The organism is Burkholderia sp. BCC0044 (assembly GCF_902832955.1).
GTDB lineage: Bacteria > Pseudomonadota > Gammaproteobacteria > Burkholderiales > Burkholderiaceae > Burkholderia.
The window spans coordinates 550,130-567,205 of record NZ_CADFDO010000002.1 but is presented as its reverse complement, the minus strand read 5'-3'; the positions used below and the strand labels follow the sequence as shown (position 1 = coordinate 567,205).

16 protein-coding genes are annotated in these 17,076 nt (G+C 68.4%); 8 read left to right on the top strand and 8 right to left on the bottom strand.

What is annotated here, in order from left to right; genetic code table 11:
- Positions 1-4 precede the first annotated feature (4 nt).
- Positions 5-943, top strand: a complete 939-nt coding sequence (locus tag HWX14_RS11140) for an alpha/beta fold hydrolase (RefSeq protein WP_175882766.1) — start codon at positions 5-7, stop codon at positions 941-943.
- Here the strand turns inward: HWX14_RS11140 and HWX14_RS11135 are convergent.
- On the bottom strand, positions 904-1,458 hold the full coding sequence (locus HWX14_RS11135) for a putative glycolipid-binding domain-containing protein (RefSeq protein WP_175882765.1): 555 nt from the start codon (positions 1,456-1,458) through the stop codon (positions 904-906). The genes HWX14_RS11140 and HWX14_RS11135 overlap by 40 nt on opposite strands.
- Before the next feature lie 363 nt (positions 1,459-1,821).
- On the opposite strand from HWX14_RS11135, the gene HWX14_RS11130 reads away from it, so the two are divergent.
- The 4 genes from HWX14_RS11130 (at position 1,822) to HWX14_RS11115 (ending at position 8,748) form a co-directional block, all read left to right on the top strand.
- A complete protein-coding gene (locus HWX14_RS11130; protein ID WP_175882764.1) occupies positions 1,822-2,712 on the top strand; it encodes an urea transporter in 891 nt (296 codons plus the stop codon).
- Entirely contained in the window at positions 2,690-3,463 is a 774-nt protein-coding gene (locus tag HWX14_RS11125) for a class II aldolase/adducin family protein (RefSeq protein WP_175882763.1), read from the top strand. Before HWX14_RS11130 ends, HWX14_RS11125 begins: the two co-directional genes overlap by 23 nt.
- A 65-nt stretch (positions 3,464-3,528) precedes the next feature.
- Entirely contained in the window at positions 3,529-3,717 is a 189-nt protein-coding gene (locus HWX14_RS11120) for a 4-oxalocrotonate tautomerase (RefSeq protein WP_059500251.1), read from the top strand.
- 189 nt (positions 3,718-3,906) lie between these two features.
- Positions 3,907-8,748 carry an NAD-glutamate dehydrogenase gene (locus HWX14_RS11115; protein ID WP_175882762.1) on the top strand — a complete coding sequence of 1,614 codons (4,842 nt, stop codon included), beginning with the start codon at positions 3,907-3,909 and terminating at the stop codon, positions 8,746-8,748.
- Between the two features lie 22 nt (positions 8,749-8,770).
- Here HWX14_RS11115 and HWX14_RS11110 read toward each other — a convergent pair whose 3' ends face one another.
- From HWX14_RS11110 to HWX14_RS11085, 6 genes are all read right to left on the bottom strand, one after another.
- On the bottom strand, positions 8,771-9,634 hold the full coding sequence (locus tag HWX14_RS11110; protein WP_175882761.1) for a class I SAM-dependent methyltransferase: 864 nt from the start codon (positions 9,632-9,634) through the stop codon (positions 8,771-8,773).
- 7 nt (positions 9,635-9,641) lie between these two features.
- A complete protein-coding gene (locus HWX14_RS11105) occupies positions 9,642-9,992 on the bottom strand; it encodes a VOC family protein (protein ID WP_175882760.1) in 351 nt (116 codons plus the stop codon).
- Between the two features lies 1 nt (position 9,993).
- On the bottom strand, positions 9,994-10,170 hold the full coding sequence (locus HWX14_RS11100) for a ribbon-helix-helix domain-containing protein (RefSeq protein ID WP_175882759.1): 177 nt from the start codon (positions 10,168-10,170) through the stop codon (positions 9,994-9,996).
- A 113-nt stretch (positions 10,171-10,283) separates the two neighbouring features.
- The gene (locus HWX14_RS11095) at positions 10,284-11,114 is read right to left on the bottom strand and encodes an arylamine N-acetyltransferase (RefSeq protein WP_175882758.1); all 831 of its coding nucleotides are present in this window, start codon (positions 11,112-11,114) and stop codon (positions 10,284-10,286) included.
- A gap of 126 nt (positions 11,115-11,240) precedes the next feature.
- Complete coding sequence (locus HWX14_RS11090) at positions 11,241-11,927, bottom strand: hypothetical protein (protein ID WP_175882757.1); 687 nt, start codon at positions 11,925-11,927, stop codon at positions 11,241-11,243.
- 355 nt (positions 11,928-12,282) lie between these two features.
- The gene (locus tag HWX14_RS11085) at positions 12,283-13,767 is read right to left on the bottom strand and encodes an amidase (RefSeq protein WP_175882756.1); all 1,485 of its coding nucleotides are present in this window, start codon (positions 13,765-13,767) and stop codon (positions 12,283-12,285) included.
- 379 nt (positions 13,768-14,146) lie between these two features.
- Between HWX14_RS11085 and HWX14_RS11080 the strand changes: the two genes are divergently transcribed.
- The 3 genes from HWX14_RS11080 (at position 14,147) to HWX14_RS11070 (ending at position 15,913) form a co-directional block, all read left to right on the top strand.
- A complete protein-coding gene (locus HWX14_RS11080) occupies positions 14,147-14,581 on the top strand; it encodes a universal stress protein (RefSeq protein ID WP_175882755.1) in 435 nt (144 codons plus the stop codon).
- A 478-nt stretch (positions 14,582-15,059) separates the two neighbouring features.
- Positions 15,060-15,308 (top strand): adhesin, encoded by a 249-nt coding sequence (locus HWX14_RS11075; protein WP_126369257.1) that lies wholly within the window; start codon positions 15,060-15,062, stop codon positions 15,306-15,308.
- 131 nt (positions 15,309-15,439) lie between these two features.
- Positions 15,440-15,913 (top strand): nuclear transport factor 2 family protein, encoded by a 474-nt coding sequence (locus tag HWX14_RS11070; RefSeq protein WP_175882754.1) that lies wholly within the window; start codon positions 15,440-15,442, stop codon positions 15,911-15,913.
- 22 nt (positions 15,914-15,935) lie between these two features.
- On the opposite strand, the gene HWX14_RS11065 is transcribed toward HWX14_RS11070, so the two are convergent.
- Complete coding sequence (locus HWX14_RS11065; RefSeq protein WP_244130201.1) at positions 15,936-16,670, bottom strand: BPL-N domain-containing protein; 735 nt, start codon at positions 16,668-16,670, stop codon at positions 15,936-15,938.
- Between the last annotated feature and the right edge of the window lie 406 nt (positions 16,671-17,076).

Sequence of the window (17,076 nt, the reverse complement as noted above, 5' to 3'; positions counted from 1 at the left end):
CGCCATGGCGCGCGCTCACGAGATGCTGACCGTCCAGTCCGGCGACGTGAAACTCGCCGTCTACGTCAGCGGGTCGCGTCGCGCGCCGCCGCTGATCCTCGTGCACGGCTATCCCGACTCGGCGGCCGTGTGGGCGCCGATCCGCGCGCGGCTCGCGAAGCGCTACCGCGTGATCGCGTACGACGTGCGCGGCGCCGGCGCGTCCGATGCGCCGCGCCGCCGCGCCGACTACACGCTCGAACGGCTCGCCGGCGACCTGAAGGCGGTGGCCGACGCAACCTGCGGCGGCCGGCCGTTCCACCTGGTCGGCCACGACTGGGGCTCGATCCAGTGCTGGGAGGCCGTGACCGACCCCGCGTTCCGCGGCCGCATCGCGTCGTACACGTCGATCTCCGGCCCGTGCCTCGATCACGTGTTCCGCGCGAAGATGCGGCTCAAGCAGAGCCTGAAGTCGTGGTACATCGCGTTCTTTCATCTGCCGGTCGTGCCGTCGCTCGTGTGGCGGCTCGGCGGCGCCGCGCTGTGGCCGCGCTGGCTGCAGCTCACCGAACGCGTGCGCGCCGAGCGCGATCCCGTGCAACTGAAGAACGCGCTGCACGGGATGCAGATGTACCGCGCGAACTTTCTCGCGCGGGCCCGCCAGCCGCGTGAACGGTATGCGCAGGCGCCGGTGCAGATCCTGGTGCCCGTGCGCGACCGCTACGTGACGCCCGAGATGTCGGTCGACCTCGACCGCTGGCTCGGCGAGCACGTGCGCGAGGAAATCGACGGCACGCACTGGATCGTGCTGCGTCACCCGGACATGATCGCGTCGCGGATCGACCGCTTCGCGTCCGCGCATGAACGGCCCGCGCTCGCCGCAGTACCGGCGGCGGCACCGGCCGCGCCACCGGGAGCCGCGGTTCAACGCAGCGGCGGCAGGCGCTTGAACAGCGTTTCGTAGTCGATCACGAGGCCGTCGTCGTCGATGTCCATCTCCGCGGTGAAATTACGGAAGATGCCTTCGTAGCGGTAGCGGCGGCCCGGTTCGATGCACGCATAAGCCTGCTTGACCGGCGTGACCTTCAGGTCCGGCGTCGAGATGTACGCGACGTCGATCGGCCGCCGCTCGCCGCGCGCGAGGCCCAGGCGGCCGATCGGCAGCGAATTCGTGAACGGCGTCGCGGCGATGTCGATGTCGACGCAGCCGTCCAGCTCGTGCAGTTCGCGGCCTGAACCGTCGCGCCAGTGCCCGGCCCCGTCGCCGTGCAGTTCGAGCGTGCCGCCGCCCATCACCTTGAGCACCGCGTACTTCACCCGCCACTGCGGATCGCACTCGACCCGGTACGCGAGCCCGTACGCACGGCCGTACCGCTGACCGACCACGGCGCTTTCGACGACGATCGCGCCGCCGCTCCGGTCGAACGTCAGATGTTCGACCCCGTCGCCTTCGAGCGACGCCCAACGCACCTCACGCATCGTTCCACCTCCTTGGTATCCCGTGTCGGGGCATCGTCACATAAATCATCGCTATCCGGAATGTCACCGTCGATTGAGTCCAGCTCGGCTGGCCGGTCTCCAGCGCGTTGAAACTGACGCGCATGGATCACCTCCGTGGCGGCAGCCCAGCGTGCACGCGAAAACAATAGCGATGACGCAAATTTGATATCGAATCGCCAGAATCTCGCGAAAACGCCAACAAAACATCCCAAGTATGCGCACCGCACTTCTCGATGCACCGTTTCAGGGCATCCACCCCAAATCCTGACTATCCAGAATTCCCTATTCCGGTGCATCGCGGAGTGTCCTATGCTCGCGGCTCATCCCTGTTCCGCCGCTGCCATGCCTACCGCCCGCCCCGCCTCGCCGTCGATCGACCTGCGCATCCTGCTGCGCGGCATCGGGCAGGTCGTGCTGCAGGCGAACGCGCTCACCGGCGCGCTGCTGCTCGCCGCACTGGCGCTGACCGACCTGCGGCTCGCGTGCGCGGCGCTGGTCGGCTCGGCCGCCGCCACCATGACGGCCGTGCTGACGGGCGCCGAACGCCGCGACGTCGAACAGGGGCTGCATGGCTTCAACGGCGCGCTGGCCGCGCTGATCGCCGTGCTGTTCGCGCCCCATCAACTTGCCGCCGTCGCGCTGGCGCCGCTCGTCGCGATCGGCGCGGCGCTCGTGCAACGCGCGATGCGGGTGTCGCTCACCCGCTGGCGGCAGTGCCCGTATTCGAGCCCGTGCCTGGCCGTCACCGCGCTGTGGCTGCCGTTTGTCGCATCGCAGCATGCGGACGGCGCGACCGCCGGCCCGGTGCTGACGCTCGCTTGCGCCGCCGACGCGCTGCTGTCGGGCATCGCCCAGACCACCTTCGCGCAAGGCGCATGGGCCGGCGCGCTGGTCGTCGCCGGCCTCGCCGTCGCGTCACGCCGCGCGGCCGCGTTCGCGCTTGGCGGTACGATCGTGTCGACCGTGCTGCTGGTCGCGCTCGGCGCGAGCGACGCGTCGCTCGCCGACGGCCTGCTCGGCTTCAACGGCGCGCTCGCCGCGCTCGCGTTGATGCCGCGCGGGCCGCGTACGGCGTTCGCGGCCGCCGCCCTCGCCGCGCTGATCCAGTGGCTCGCGATGCGCGCGGGCCTCCCCGTGTTCACGGCCCCGTTCGCGCTCGCGGCGTGGGTGTCCGTAGCCGTCGCACGCCGCTTCACCCTCGGAGCACCCGATGTCATTCGCACACCGTCCTGACGCCGTGAAGCCCGGCGGCCCGATCTCCGACGCCGAACGCAAGCTGCGCGTCGACCTCGCCGCCGCGTACCGGCTCGTCGCGCTGAACGGCTGGGACGACCTGATCTACACGCATTTGTCCGCGACCGTGCCCGGCGAGCCCGGTCACTTCCTGATCAACCCGTTCGGCCTCACGTTCGACGAGGTTCGCGCATCGAACCTCGTGAAGATCGACGTGGCCGGCAACCGGATCGGCGACGGCGAGCACGCGGTCAACGTGACCGGCTTCGCCCTGCATGCGGCCGTGCACGCCGCGCGCGCCGACGCCGTCTGCGTGATGCACCTGCACAATACGGCCGGCATCGCCGTGTCGATCCAGCGCGACGGGCTGCTGCCGGCGTCGCAGCACGCGTTGCGCTTTCATGGCGATCTCGCGTATCACGACTACGAAGCGCTCGCGTTCTCGCCGGCCGAAGGCGCGCGGCTGACCGCGAGCCTCGGCGCGAAATCGGCAATGCTGCTGCGCAACCACGGCACGCTGACGGTCGGCCGGACGGTCGCCGAGGCGTACGTGCTGATGGATACGCTGATCAAGGCGTGCGATATCCAGGTGCGCGCGCAAGCAGGCGGCGGCCCGCTCGTGCTGCCGGAGCCGGCCATCGCCGAGCGCACCGCCGAACAACTGCGCGACGGCGGCGCGATCGAAGGCGAACTGGAATGGCCGGCGCTGCTGCGCCGGCTCGACCGGATCGATCCGTCGTATCGCGACTGACGTTGCCTCCGCACCCGACCGAATCGTTCATCGCCAATCGTTCAATCCCAACCGGAGCCCGTGTCATGCCGACTTTCAATATCCAGCTGTTCGAAGGCCGCACCGTCGAGCAGAAGCGCGCATTCGTCGAAGCAATCACGCGCGTCACGTGCGAGACGCTCGGCTGCACGCCGGGCTCGGTCGACATCATCCTGACCGACGTGAAGAAGGAGAACTGGGCGACGGCCGGCAAGCTGTGGAGCGACGAGCGCTGAGCGTCGAGGGCCGCGTCGCTTCCGCGTCGTTCGCCCTGCGCTGAACCCTGCACCGCGGTGCCCGCGAGCGGCGCTGCATGCGGGTTTCTCCGCCCGCCGCCCTTGTGCGCCCGCACATCGCTTTGTCACGCAATCGGCGCATAATGCCGGACAGACGCAGCAGCCAATGGCCACCCGACGGAGACCGCCATGGAAGCGAAGAACGAGGAAGTCGTCGCACACCTGCTCTCCGACGTCGTCGAATTCGCGCGCGGGCGGCTGCCCGAAGCCACGTTCCGGATCGTCGAACCTTTCCTGCGTCACTACTACGATTTCGTCGATGCCGACGATCTGCAGAACCGCAGCATCGCCGACCTGTACGGCGCCGCGATGGCGCACTGGCAGACCGCCCAGAAATTCGTGCCCGGCAGCGAACGCCTGCGCGTGTACAACCCGATCCTCGAACAGCACGGCTGGCATTCCGACCACACGGTGATCGAGATCGTCAACGACGACATGCCGTTCCTGGTCGACTCGGTGACGATGGCCATCAACCGTCTCGGGCTCGCGCTGCATTCGGCGCTGCATCCGGTGTTCCGCATCTGGCGCGGCGCCGGCGGCGGCATCGAGCGCGTCGACGCGGGCGGCGCGACCTCCAGCGACGGCCAGTCGCAACTCGCGTCGTTCATCCATTTCGAGGTCGACCGCTGCGGCGACGCCGCGCTGCTCGACACGCTGCGCGAGGACATCGCGCGCGTGCTCGGCGACGTGCGCGCATCGGTCGAGGACTGGCCGAAGATCGTCGACATCGCCCGCGCGACGATCAAGGAAATGAAGGCGCGCGAAGCGACCGCGGAGGACATCGAGGCGCGCGCGTTCCTCGAATGGATGGCCGCCGATCACTTCACGTTCCTCGGTCAGCGCGACTACGCGCTCGTATCGGACGGCACGGGCTTCGGGCTGCGCGGCATCGAGGGTTCGGGCTTCGGCATCCTGCGCGAATCGCTACGCACGTCCGGCGCGCCCGACGTGACGCCGCTGCCGCCGGCGGCCGCCGAGATCATCACCGGCCCCTGGCCGATCTTCCTGACCAAGGCGAATTCGCGCGCGACCGTGCACCGCCCCGGCTACCTCGACTACGTCGGCGTGAAACTCGTCGGCGCCGACGGCAAGGTCACCGGCGAGCGCCGCTTCATCGGGCTCTACACGTCGACCGCGTACATGGTGTCGAGCGCCGAGATCCCGATCGTGCGCCGCAAGTGCGCGAACATCGTGCGGCGCGCGGGCTTCTTGCCGAAGGGCCATCTCGGCAAGTCGCTCGTGACGGTGCTCGAAACCTATCCGCGCGACGAACTGTTCCAGGCCGACGAAGACCAGCTCTACGACATCGCGCTCGGCATCCTGCGGCTGCAGGAACACCAGCGCACGCGCCTGTTCGTGCGGCGCGACCGGTTCGACCGCTTCGTGTCGTGCCTCGTGTTCGTGCCGCGCGACAAGTACAACACCGACCTGCGCCGCCGCATCGCGAAGCTGCTCGTCGATGCGTACAACGGCGTGAACGTCGAATTCACGCCACTGTTGTCGGAATCGGCGATCGCGCGGATTCATTTCGTCGTGCATGCCGAACCGGGCACGATGCCCGACGTCGACACGCGCGAACTCGAAACGCGGCTCGTGCAGGTCACGCGCCGCTGGCAGGACGATCTCGCCGACGCGTTGCTCGACGCATTCGGCGAAGAGCAAGGCAACCGCCTGCTGCAGCGCTATGCCGATTCGTTCCCGGCCGGCTATCGCGACGACTATCCGGCGCGCACGGCCGTGCGCGACATCGAGCTGATCGAGCGCGTGAAGGACACGGGCCAGCTCGCGATGAACCTGTACCGGCCGATCGAGGCCGAGCCGCGCGCGTTCCGCTTCAAGGTGTATCGCGCGGGCGACCCGATCGCGCTGTCGCGCAGCCTGCCGATGCTCGAACATCTCGGCGTGCGCGTCGACGAGGAACGGCCGTACCGGATCCAGACGCAGGATGGCGCGCATGCATGGGTGCACGACTTCGGCCTCGAGCTCGCCGACGATACCGAGTTCGACATCGAACGCGTGAAAGGCCTGTTCGAGGATGCGTTCGACCGGATCTGGAGCGGCCGGATCGAGAACGACGACTTCAACCGCCTCGTGCTGCGCGCGCACCTGAGCGCACGCGAAGTGACGATTCTGCGCGCGTATGCAAAATATCTGCGGCAGGTCGGCTCGACCTTCAGCGACGCGTATATCGAACGCGCGCTGACCGGCAATCCGGCGATCGCGCGGCAACTCGTCGAGCTGTTCCTGCTGCGCTTCGACCCGCGCATCGGCGACACGCGCGACGTGCAGGCCGAGCGGCTGCTGAAGGCGATCGAAGGCGCGCTCGACCAGGTGCCGAACCTCGACGAGGATCGCATCCTGCGCCAGTTCCTCGGCGTGATCAACGCGACCGAGCGCACGAACTACTTCCTCGCCGACGCGAACGGCGAACCGAAGCCGTACCTGTCGTTCAAGTTCAACCCGGCGAAGGTGCCCGGCCTGCCCGAACCGAAGCCGATGTTCGAGATCTGGGTGTATTCGCCGCGCGTCGAGGGCGTGCACCTGCGCGGCGGGCGCGTCGCGCGCGGCGGCCTGCGCTGGTCGGATCGTCGCGAGGATTTCCGCACCGAGGTGCTCGGGCTGATGAAGGCGCAGATGGTGAAGAACGTCGTGATCGTGCCGGTCGGGTCGAAAGGCGGCTTCGTCGTGAAGAACCCGCCGCCGCCGAGCGATCGCGAAGCCTGGATGCGCGAGGGCATCGCGTGCTACCAGACGTTCCTGCGCGGGCTGCTCGACCTCACCGACAACCTCGCCGGCAACGCGATCGTGCCGCCGCCCGACGTGGTGCGCCACGACCCCGACGATCCTTACCTCGTCGTCGCGGCCGACAAGGGCACGGCCACCTTCTCCGACTACGCGAACGCGATTTCGCACGAATACGGCTTCTGGCTCGACGACGCGTTCGCGTCCGGCGGTTCGGTCGGCTACGACCACAAGAAGATGGCGATCACCGCGCGCGGCGCGTGGGAATCGGTGAAGCGGCACTTCCGCGAGATGGGCGTCGACACGCAGGCGACCGACTTCACCGTGGTCGGCGTCGGCGACATGTCGGGCGACGTGTTCGGCAACGGGATGCTGCTGTCGCCGCATATCCGGCTCGTCGCCGCATTCGATCACCGTCACGTGTTCCTCGACCCGAATCCCGACCCGGCGACGAGCTTCGCGGAACGCCAGCGCATGTTCGCGCTCGAACGCTCGAGCTGGGCCGACTACGACACGTCCGTGATCTCGGCGGGCGGCGGCGTGTATCCGCGCACCGCGAAGACGATCCCGCTGTCGCCGGCCGTACAGGCCGTGCTCGGCATCGACGCGCAGGCGCTGCCGCCGACCGAGCTGATCCGCGCGATCCTGCAGGCGCCGGTCGACCTGTTGTACAACGGCGGCATCGGCACCTACGTGAAGGCCGCGCGCGAAACCCACGCGCAGGTCGGCGACCGCGCGAACGACGCGGTGCGCGTAAACGGCGCGGACCTGCGCTGCAAAGTGGTCGGCGAAGGCGGCAATCTCGGCTGCACGCAGTTCGGTCGCATCGAATTCGCGCAGCGCGGCGGCCGCATCAACACCGACGCGATCGACAACTCGGCCGGCGTCGATTGTTCGGATCACGAAGTCAACATCAAGATCCTGCTCGGGCTCGTCGTGTCCGACGGCGAGATGACCGAGAAGCAGCGCAACGCACTGCTCGCGGAAATGACCGACGAAGTCGGGCTGCTCGTGCTGCGCGACAACTACTACCAGACACAGGCACTGTCGATCGCGGGCCGCTATGCGGTCGAACTGCTCGACGCCGAGGCACGCCTGATGCGCTGGCTCGAGCGCGCGGGCCGCCTGAACCGCGTGATCGAATTCCTGCCGACCGACGACGAAGTCGCCGAGCGGCAGGCCGCGAAGCTCGGCCTCACGTCGCCGGAGCGCGCGGTGCTGCTCGCGTACAGCAAGATGTGGCTGTACGACGCGCTGCTCGAATCCGACGTGCCCGAGGATCCGCTGGTGGCCGCGATGCTCGTCGACTACTTCCCGAAGCCGCTGCAACAGCGCTTCAGCGAACCGATGCGCCGCCATCCGCTGCGCCGCGAGATTCTCGCGACGCACCTGACCAACGCGCTCGTGAATCGCGTCGGCTGCGCGTTCGTGCACCGGCTGATGGAGGAAACCGACGCGAAGCCCGGCGACATCGTGCGCGCGTGCATCATGGCGCGCGACGTGTTCGACCTCGATGCGGTATGGCGCGACATCGACGCGCTCGACAACCGCGTCGCCGACGACGTGCAGGCGCGCATGTTCGTCGACGTCGCGCGGCTGCTGGAGCGTGCGGCGCTGTGGTTCCTGCGGCATCTGCAGTCGGGCGCGGTGGCCGACGGCGGCGTCGCCGGCTTGATCGCGCGCTGCCGCGACGCGGTGCAGCGCATCGCGCCGCAACTGCCGTCGCTGCTGCCGGCCGACGATCTCGATGCGCTGTCCGAGCGGCAGCGCGTGCTGGTCGACGCCGGCGTCGACAGCGCGCTCGCGGTACGCGTCGCGAGCGGCGATATTTCAGCCGCGCTGCTCGACATCGCCGAAGTGGCGGCGACCTGCAATCGCAGCCTCGAACTCGTCGCGGGCGTGTATTTCTCGCTCGGCACGCTGCTCAATTACGGGTGGATCGGCGAACGCGCGGCGAACCTGCCGACGCCGACGCACTGGGACATGCTCGCGCGCGCCGCCGCGCTCGCGGAAGTCGCGCGGCTCAAGCGCACGCTCGCGACGAGCGCGCTCGCGGAATCGCCGGATTCGACCACGCCGGACACGATCGTCGGCGCGTGGCGCGTGCGCCGCGAGACCGCGCTCGTACGCTACGAGCACCTGCTCGCGGACCTGCGCGCATCCGGCGGCGCGAGCCTCGCGGTGCTGCTCGTGGTCGTGCGGGAAATGGCCGTGCTCGAACGGGCGTGAGGGACGTGAGGGTCGCGACGGGTCAAACCGTCGCGACGAGCAATTCCTCCGCGTGGTTCGGCGGCCGCAGGCCGTCCGTGCGATCGGCGAAATAACGGCGCGTCAGCTCGGCAGCCGACACGTGTTCGGCCTTCTTAAAGCCGGCCTCCCGTGCAAGCGCCCGGATCTGGTCCGGCATGAAGAAGCTGATGAACGGCGTGCCGCTCGCCTGCGCGCCCTTCGCGGCCATTTCCAGGCCCGGGCGCACGTCCGGATCCGCATTTTCCAGCGGCAACAGGAACGTCATCGCGAACGTCGAACCGGGCGCGAGCGACGCGACTTCGCGCAGCGCGACCGCATTCGCCTCGCGCGTCAGGTACATGCTGACACCGGTGGACACCACGACCGCCGGCTGGCCGGCATCGAAGCCCGCGCCGACGAGCGCGTCGCGCCACGACTGCTTCGCCTCGAAATCGACCGGCACGAAGCGCAGCCAGTCGGGCACGCCGAAGCCGAGTTCGACCAGGCGGCGCTGCTTCCAGCGCTGCGGCGCCGGCTGGTCGACTTCGAACACGGTCACGCGCGACGCCATGTCCGGCCGGCGCTGCACGAAACTGTCGAGCCCCGCGCCGAGGATCACGTACTGGCTCACGCCGCGCGCGGCCTGCTCGGCCACGAGATCCTCGATGAAGCGCGCCCGCGCGACGATCGACGCGCGAAACGGCCGCGTAAACTGCGGATCCATGTCGCCGCGCTGCTGCCAGCCGGGTGCCGGCGCGAGCAATTGCAACCCGATTGCGTCGGCGAGCACATGCGGCGGCGCGTCGAGTTCGACGTGCAGCGCGCGCCACAGCGCGACACGGGCGGCCGTACTGTCGGGCGCGTCGTCTTCGCGGATATCCGTCATGTCGACCTCATGCGCGCTGCTTGCCGGGCGCCTGCAGGCGCCACACCCTGCCGTCCGGATCGCGCACGGTCATGTCGCGCGTGCCCCAGTGCGTGTCCTCGAACGGCGTGACGACATCGACGATCGGCTGCGGCTGCAGCGCCTGCTCGTCGGCCACCTTGAGCACGACCTGCATGTCGGGCTGTTCGCTCGGCGGCACTTCGGCGATGAACAGGAACGGGCCGTCGCCGCTGCGCAACTGGCCCGAGTGGTGATCGGTTTCGAATTCCAGCCTGAAGCCCAGCGCCTGAAAGAACTTCGCCGACTTGCCCCAGTTGTGCGTGGTCAGATACACGGCTTCGATTCGCTCGGATGACATGTCACTCCTCCTGGTTGGACGGTCCCGCGCCGGGCAGCGGCGCGGCCAGATACGCGCGCAACGCATCGGCCACCAGCGCGGACAGCGATTGCTCCGTCTCGATGGCGCGATGCTTGACCTGCCGGATCAGGGAAAGCGGCAGGTACACGTTGAATTGCTTCACTTCTTCGTCGGTCATGGAGGCTAGTATGCTAGCAATCTAGCAAAAGTCAAATGCGGGGCGATGAAACGAGTTGATTGAATCGGCGTGCGGCCCGCGAGCAGGCCGCTTGCAGTGCATCGTCCGCCGCGTTACCTCGCGCTGCGCGCCGCGAGCCGCGCGAACAGCGCGTCGAGATCGAATCCCGCCGTATTGATGCCGATCGTATCGCGCAGGCACGCGGCCCAGTCGGCGGCATTGTCGAACGCGACCGTGCGCCCGGCCCCCGCCGCGTCGCGCAGCGTCAGCACGGTATTGAGCAGCGCCGCGCGGCCGTCCGGCAGCACGCGGCACGCGATCAGGTCGTTCACGAAGATCGATTCGGGATACGTCGACGTGAACCAGTTCGCGGCGTCGTAATCGATCCATTCGGCCGGCTTCAGCGAGAAGCGGTAGGTCGTGTGCCAGCCGTCGGGGATCTCGAACTGCATGTCGAATTCGCCGTCGACCGGCGCATCGATCACGCGAAACGCGCCGTGCGGCGTCAGTTGCCGCTCGCCCGGCACGAAGCGCAGCGGCGCGGTCAGCGTCGCGCTGCCGAAGCCGATGTCCGCGAGCCATGCCGCGCCGTCGAGGTCGATGCGCAGCAGCATGTGCGTCTGCGCGGTGACGATCTCGGGCGGCCGCATCCAGCGCACGCGTGCGATCAGCGGCGTCACACGAAAACCGATCGTCGTGAGCGCGGTGTAGAACAGCTTGTTGAGTTCGAAGCAGTAGCCGCCGCGGCGACGTTCGATCACCTTGTCGACGATCGCGGGCAGGTCGAGCGCGACGGGCGCGCCGGTCAGGGGATTGAGGTTTTCGAACGGAATCGCCTGCGGGTGCAGCAGATGCAGCCGGCGCAGCACGTCGAGCGTCGGCTCGGCCGGGCCGTCGTAGCCGATGCGGGAGAAATAGCGCGAGAGGTCGAACGAGTCAGTCATGAACCGGCACCGATGAAAGGGACCCGTCACGATAGCATCGCGCGAAATCCCCATGTTGTGCGGGCCTATCGTTCGTGGCCGGCGTGCGCGATGCCGGCCGCGCATCGCACCCGCCGTCGCACTACGTTACGGCAGCAGCTTCAGCGCGGACGACGCGACCGACGGCACCGAAATGCCCTGGCTCGTCGCGAACTGCACGGCCTGGCTGAGCGTCGCGGCAAGCGACTGCAACTGGCCCGGCGCGCTTTGCGCGATATACGACGCGGCCTGCATGTTCTGCGGATTCAGCCCCGACTGCAGCAGCGACGCCGCGCTCGTCGAACCGAGATTGCCGAGCCCCGACTGCAGTTGCGAATACTGCGTGAGCCCCTGCCCGAGCGACGCGAGGCCGTTGCTGAACGCCTGCTTGTCGATCGGGCCGTGCGTGGCGCCGCCGCTCGCGAACGCCTGGCCGAGCGCCTGCGACACGGATTGCTGCGCGCCGCCCATCTGCGACAACGTGGCCGGCGACAGCGCAGCGCCGCCGGACAACTGGCTCGCGGCCTGCTGCGCCTGCCCGGCCGCCCCCGTCAGCCCCATCGCCGACGCGAGCGACGACTGGCCGTTCAGCACCTGCTGGTTCGCGCCGACATAGGCCTGCAGCAACTGCGCGACACCGCCCTGCGCCGGCGCCGCCTGCTGCTGCCCGCCGCCGAGCAGCGACGCGCCGATCGACTGCAGGTCGAGCTGCGCGTGCGCGGCGCCGCTCGCCAGGATGCCGAACGCGATGCCTGCCGAGGCCAGATGCCGGCCCGTCGCGCGAATGTGCTTCATGTGTTTCCCTCGTGCCCGAATTGTCGAGGCGATATTGTCGAAGCGCGTCGCGCGCCGCCGCAACGACTGAAACACATCGAAACGAAATCGGGCGGCGGCGCCGCTTGCAATTCGGCGACCGCCGGCCCCTGTCACGCGGATTCGCATGTGTTTGTCGTGAGAGGCCGCGCACGTCTCGCGATTCGTTCTCGGGTTGCATCAATGGACGCAGGCTCGCGCCTGCGCCGGCGGCAGTGCGACGAAACGCATCGGCCGCCGCGCTTCGCATCAGGCGATGCAAAACGAAACGGGCGGCACGTCGCCGCCCGTTCTCGTCACCCGGCTACCGGCTACCACCCGCCAGCCGGCCGCGGTATTACGCCGCCATCCACGTCGGCACCCGCCGGGCTACCCAGTCGGCCGCCTGCTCGTAGCCGCGCGCAAGCTGCAGCACGGCGAGATCGGCGCGCGGACGCCCGATCAGCTGCATCCCCATCGGCAACCCCGCGTCGTTGAAGCCGACCGGCACGTTGATCACCGGGCAGCCGGCCAGCGTCCACGGCACGACCGTTTCCATCCAGCGGTGGTACGTATCCATCGCACGGCCCGCGATCTCCTTCGGCCAGCGCTGGTCGACGTCGAACGGGAACACCTGTGCGGTCGGCGCCGCGATGAAGTCGTAACGGTCGAAGAAGCTCAGCACTGCCTGATGCCACGCGGTCCGTTCGACGCTCGCGTCGAACACGGCCGCGCCCTGCATCGCGAGCAGCCCTTCCACCTCGTAGATCGCCTCGGGCTTCAGCAACGCGCGGCGCGCCGGGTCGCGATAGTGCGCGAGCAGCCCGCCGCCCGACAGCAGGTGCCGGTGCGTGAGCCACAGGCGCCAGATCCGGTCGGGCGCGAACGCCGGCAGCGCGGCATCGACGTCGCAGCCGATTTCGCGCAGCGTCGCCAGCCCGTGCTCGCACTGCGCGAGCACGCCGGCCTCGGTCGCGAGATAGCCGTTCCAGTCGCCGACCCACGCGATGCGCTTGCCGCGCAGGTCCGCGTCGAGCGGCTGCGCGAACACGGCCGGATCCTCGGCGAGCGACAGCGGATCGTTGCGGTCGTAGCCGGCCTGGATCGCGAGCAGTTGCGCGACGTCGCCGACGGTGCGGCCCATCGGCCCTTCGATGCCGAGCTGCTGCATGAACACGTCGACGCCCGGCCAGCGCGGCACGCGGCCCTGCGACGGCCGGAAGCCGTAGATATTGCAGAACGCGGCCGGATTGCGCAGCGAACCGCCGAAATCGCTGCCGTCCGCCACCGGCAGCATCCGCGACGCGAGCGCCGCCGCCGTGCCGCCGCTGCTGCCGCCCGCGCTCTTCGTCAGGTCGTACGGGTTGCGCGTCGCGCCGTAGACCTCGTTGAACGTGTGCGAACCAAGGCCGAACTCCGGCGTGTTGGTCTTGCCGATGAAGATCGCGCCGGCCGCGCGCATGCGCGCGACGCCGACGGAATCGGCCTGCGGCACGTTCTCGCGGAAGATCGGCGAGCCGTAGGTCGTGCGCAGCCCCTTCGTCATCGCCAGATCCTTCGGCGCCTGCGGGATCCCGTGCAGCCAGCCGCGGTACTCGCCGCGCGCCAGCTCCGCATCCTTTGCCGCGGCTTCCGCCAGCAGCGCATCGCGGTCGCGCAGCGCGACGATCGCGTTGACCGCGCCGTTCACGCGCTCGATGTGGTCGAGATACGCGCGCATCGTCTCGACGCACGAAACCGCCTTGCTGCGGATCGCCGACGCGAGCTCGCCGGCCGACAGACGCACGATCGGATCGACGGAAATGGAAGCGGGAGCGAGAAACTGCGGGGCGCCGTGCGGCATGCGAGGTCTCCTGAAGTCGGAATCGAATGGCGGGCCGTTCGACGGCGCCCGCTCCCATGCCCGCCGGGAGGCGGCCGCGCCGCGGCCGATGCTCTACTCTACGTGACGCCGGATCGTCGACCTCCGATATTTTCCGTCGCGATTCATTGAGGATCCGACTGAATCCGGGCGGTCCGTGTCTGGCTGCTCAGGCCGTCACGGCCGATGAAATCGTTTATGCGCATAAACTTAAATTTCTTATATTTCTAATAGGTGCGTCATGTGCCGGCGGCCTGCCGGTGCTCGTTAACGACATTTTTACGCGGTCGTGCGATCTCTTTAGATGCCTCCGCCCGCCCGCGCGCTACGCTGCAAGCATCTCGTTTCCCGGACATCGCTCATGCTCAAGCTGCTGGTTCCGGTCGGCCATTCATCGCGCTCGCTACAGGCCGTTCGGCACGCGACGTTCCTGTATCGCGAGCGCTGCGCGTCGGAGGTCGTGCTGATCAACGTGCAGCCGCCGCTCGAATCGACGCGGCTCGAGGCCTATCACCCGCTGTCGCGGTTGCGCGCGATCGAGACGCAATTCGCGACCGACGATCTTGCAATGGCCGAGCGGATCCTGCGCGATGCGGACGTGAAATTCAGCGTCGTGATGAAGGTCGGGCCGGTGGCCGACACGATCGCGGCCGCGGCAACCGAGACCGGGTGCGACGAGATCGTCGTGGCCGCGCCGAGACGCGATCCGCTGCACGCGTTGATGTCGGTGTTTCGGCGCAGCGTGATGGCCCGGCTGGTGCGGATTTCGAATGTGCCGGTGACGGCGGTGCAATGACGGCAGCGGCGCGTCATGCGTGCGCACCGTGCGCAGGCTGCCGCGCGGCGTTTAGTCGATGACCTTGCGCCAGAACACGAAATAGGCGGCCGCCGAAGACGCCAGCAGCAGGATGGCCCACATCGGGGCAAGACTGATCAGCACGGAAGAGACGTTCAACATTTGGATTCCTCACTATTTAGACAGCGATATTCAACATCGGCCTGCTTGCCGGAACCGATGCGTGGGTCCCGCATCGCGCTCCGTCAACTCATGCATTCATGCTATCGCCTTGAACGGCCGCGCGACCGCCGCCGTCCGCCCGCACCCTGACATTCGTCAAACTCGCGCGCATTGGCCGCCCGCCGGGCGCTGGCGGCGGAAAAACGGGACAGGATCGCCGTGCCCGCCGCCGCTTTCAGCAGACGTTTACCGGGGGAAGCCCCAAGTGCTTCGTCGAACATGTCCGCGTTACGCTTGAGCGACGAGGAGACGAACCATGAGACGAGCCGTACATATCGCCGTTTTTGCCTTGCTGGCCTATCTCATCGGCGATCGCGCGATCCTGCACGCGCAGGGCCGCGACGCCAGCCCGCTCGCGTGCGAGCAAGGCGCCGCGCAGGTGAAGGCCGACGCGCTCGGTCGCGGCTTCGGCGAAGCCGCCGCCGGCAGCCAGAGCGAGGCCTTCATGTCGGGCTGCCTGGTGACGGGGCGCAGCAGTCCGGACGTTGCGATGGCGGCCCGCTGACGCGTATCATCCGGCGGCAAACCAGCCGCGCCCGACGTGGCAAGCGCGGGCGTCGGCTCGCGCTGCCTGCTCCACTTTCCCGATCGATGTTTCGACGGACGTCACCGTCCCCCGCCCCCTTCACGCCAAAAATGACCGATCCGAACACCGCGTTGATCCAGCGCTTCTACACGGCCTTCCAGCAGCGCGACGTCGACGCGATGCTCGCGTGCTATGCCGACGACATCGTGTTCAGCGATCCCGCATTCGGCGAACTGCGCGGCGAGCTCGCGCGCGACATGTGGCGGATGCTGGTCGCGCGGGCGCAGGCGTTCTCGCTGACGTTCGGCGAAGTCGCCGCGGACGAACAAACCGGGCGCGCGCAGTGGAGCGCGCAGTACCGGTTCGCCGCGACCGGACGGACGGTGGTCAACCGGATCGACGCACGCTTCCGGTTTCGCGACGGACGCATCGTCGAGCATCGCGACCACTTCGATCTGTGGCGCTGGGCGCGTCAGGCGCTCGGGATGAAAGGCGCGCTGCTCGGCTGGACGCCGTTCATGCAGCGCGCGATCCGCGCGCAGGCGCGGAAAAATCTCGACGCGTATCGCGCCAAACACAAATAAGCGGCGCGCCGCAGCACCTCCGCTACGGCTTCATCGTCGCGTCGATCAGGTCGTAGGCCATGTCCGGCACCACGCCGTCCGGGTTCGTGAGACCGTTCTGGCGATACCAGCTTTCATCGGCCTCCGGATGCGGGCCGGCAAGGCCGACGCGCCCTTTGCCGTAGCGGTACGTGGCGGCCGCGATGTCCTTGTTCGGGTAGATCGCCAGCACGATCCCGCCGGAGCCGATCGGCGCGACCGGGAGCCTCGCGCCGTCCTGAAAGTAGATCCAGCGCTTTTTCCCGCGCCAGACGACCGGCGTCACCGTGTCGGCGACGCCGTGAAGCGTCGAACCCGGCCGGTCGACCTCGGCGTCGATGTCGCCGGCAACCAGCCCGAAACCCTGTTCGCCGGCCAGGTAGGCGCCCATGCAGAGTCCGAGGTATCGGCCGCCGTTCGCGACGTATCGCCGCACGGCCCGGAGTTCATTTCGGCCGATGCTGGCTGCCGCGCCGGGAATGTCCTGCCCGCCGCCGGGCTGCACATAGAGCGCGGCACCGGCCAGTGCCGCGGGCGTGATCTTGAGCTTTTCCGCCGGCCCCACGTAGATCACCCGGAACCGGTAGTCCGATTCCCGCAGGCGTCTGGCGATGGTTTCGGCGCACCCGTCGCATGCGGCAGGGCCGCGATAGACCAGCGCGACCGGCCGGCTCGCCGCATCCCGCGCTTCGTCGCCGGGCGTGGCCGCGTGAACGGCCGGCGACGCGACGAGCGCCACTATCAGGAAAATCGCGTCTCTGAAATGCATGTCGTGGATCGCCGGAGTCAAAGGAATCGCTACCGCCCGGGGCGAATCGACAGGCGCTCGACGACTTCCGCCTCCCGTTCCGGCACCCGATTGCAAGCTGCGTGGCAGCAAGCGTAGCGGCCCGAGCCCGCCCGGTGTGTACCGTTTCCTGCGGGCTTGTGCAGATATGTGCGACACCGACGACCTGAACCGGCACCCTGCATCCGCCCGCCGCCCCCCGCCCGACAAGGCCCGCTCCGTCATGGAGCCGCGTGTGCCGTCTTTTCGCACCACCAAGTCTTATATAAGACATAAGACATTTGACGTTCCAGATCATTGAGATTAGAATCCCGCTCAAAGTAGTGCCTGGAATAGCCCCGGAGTGCCGGCAAGGCCT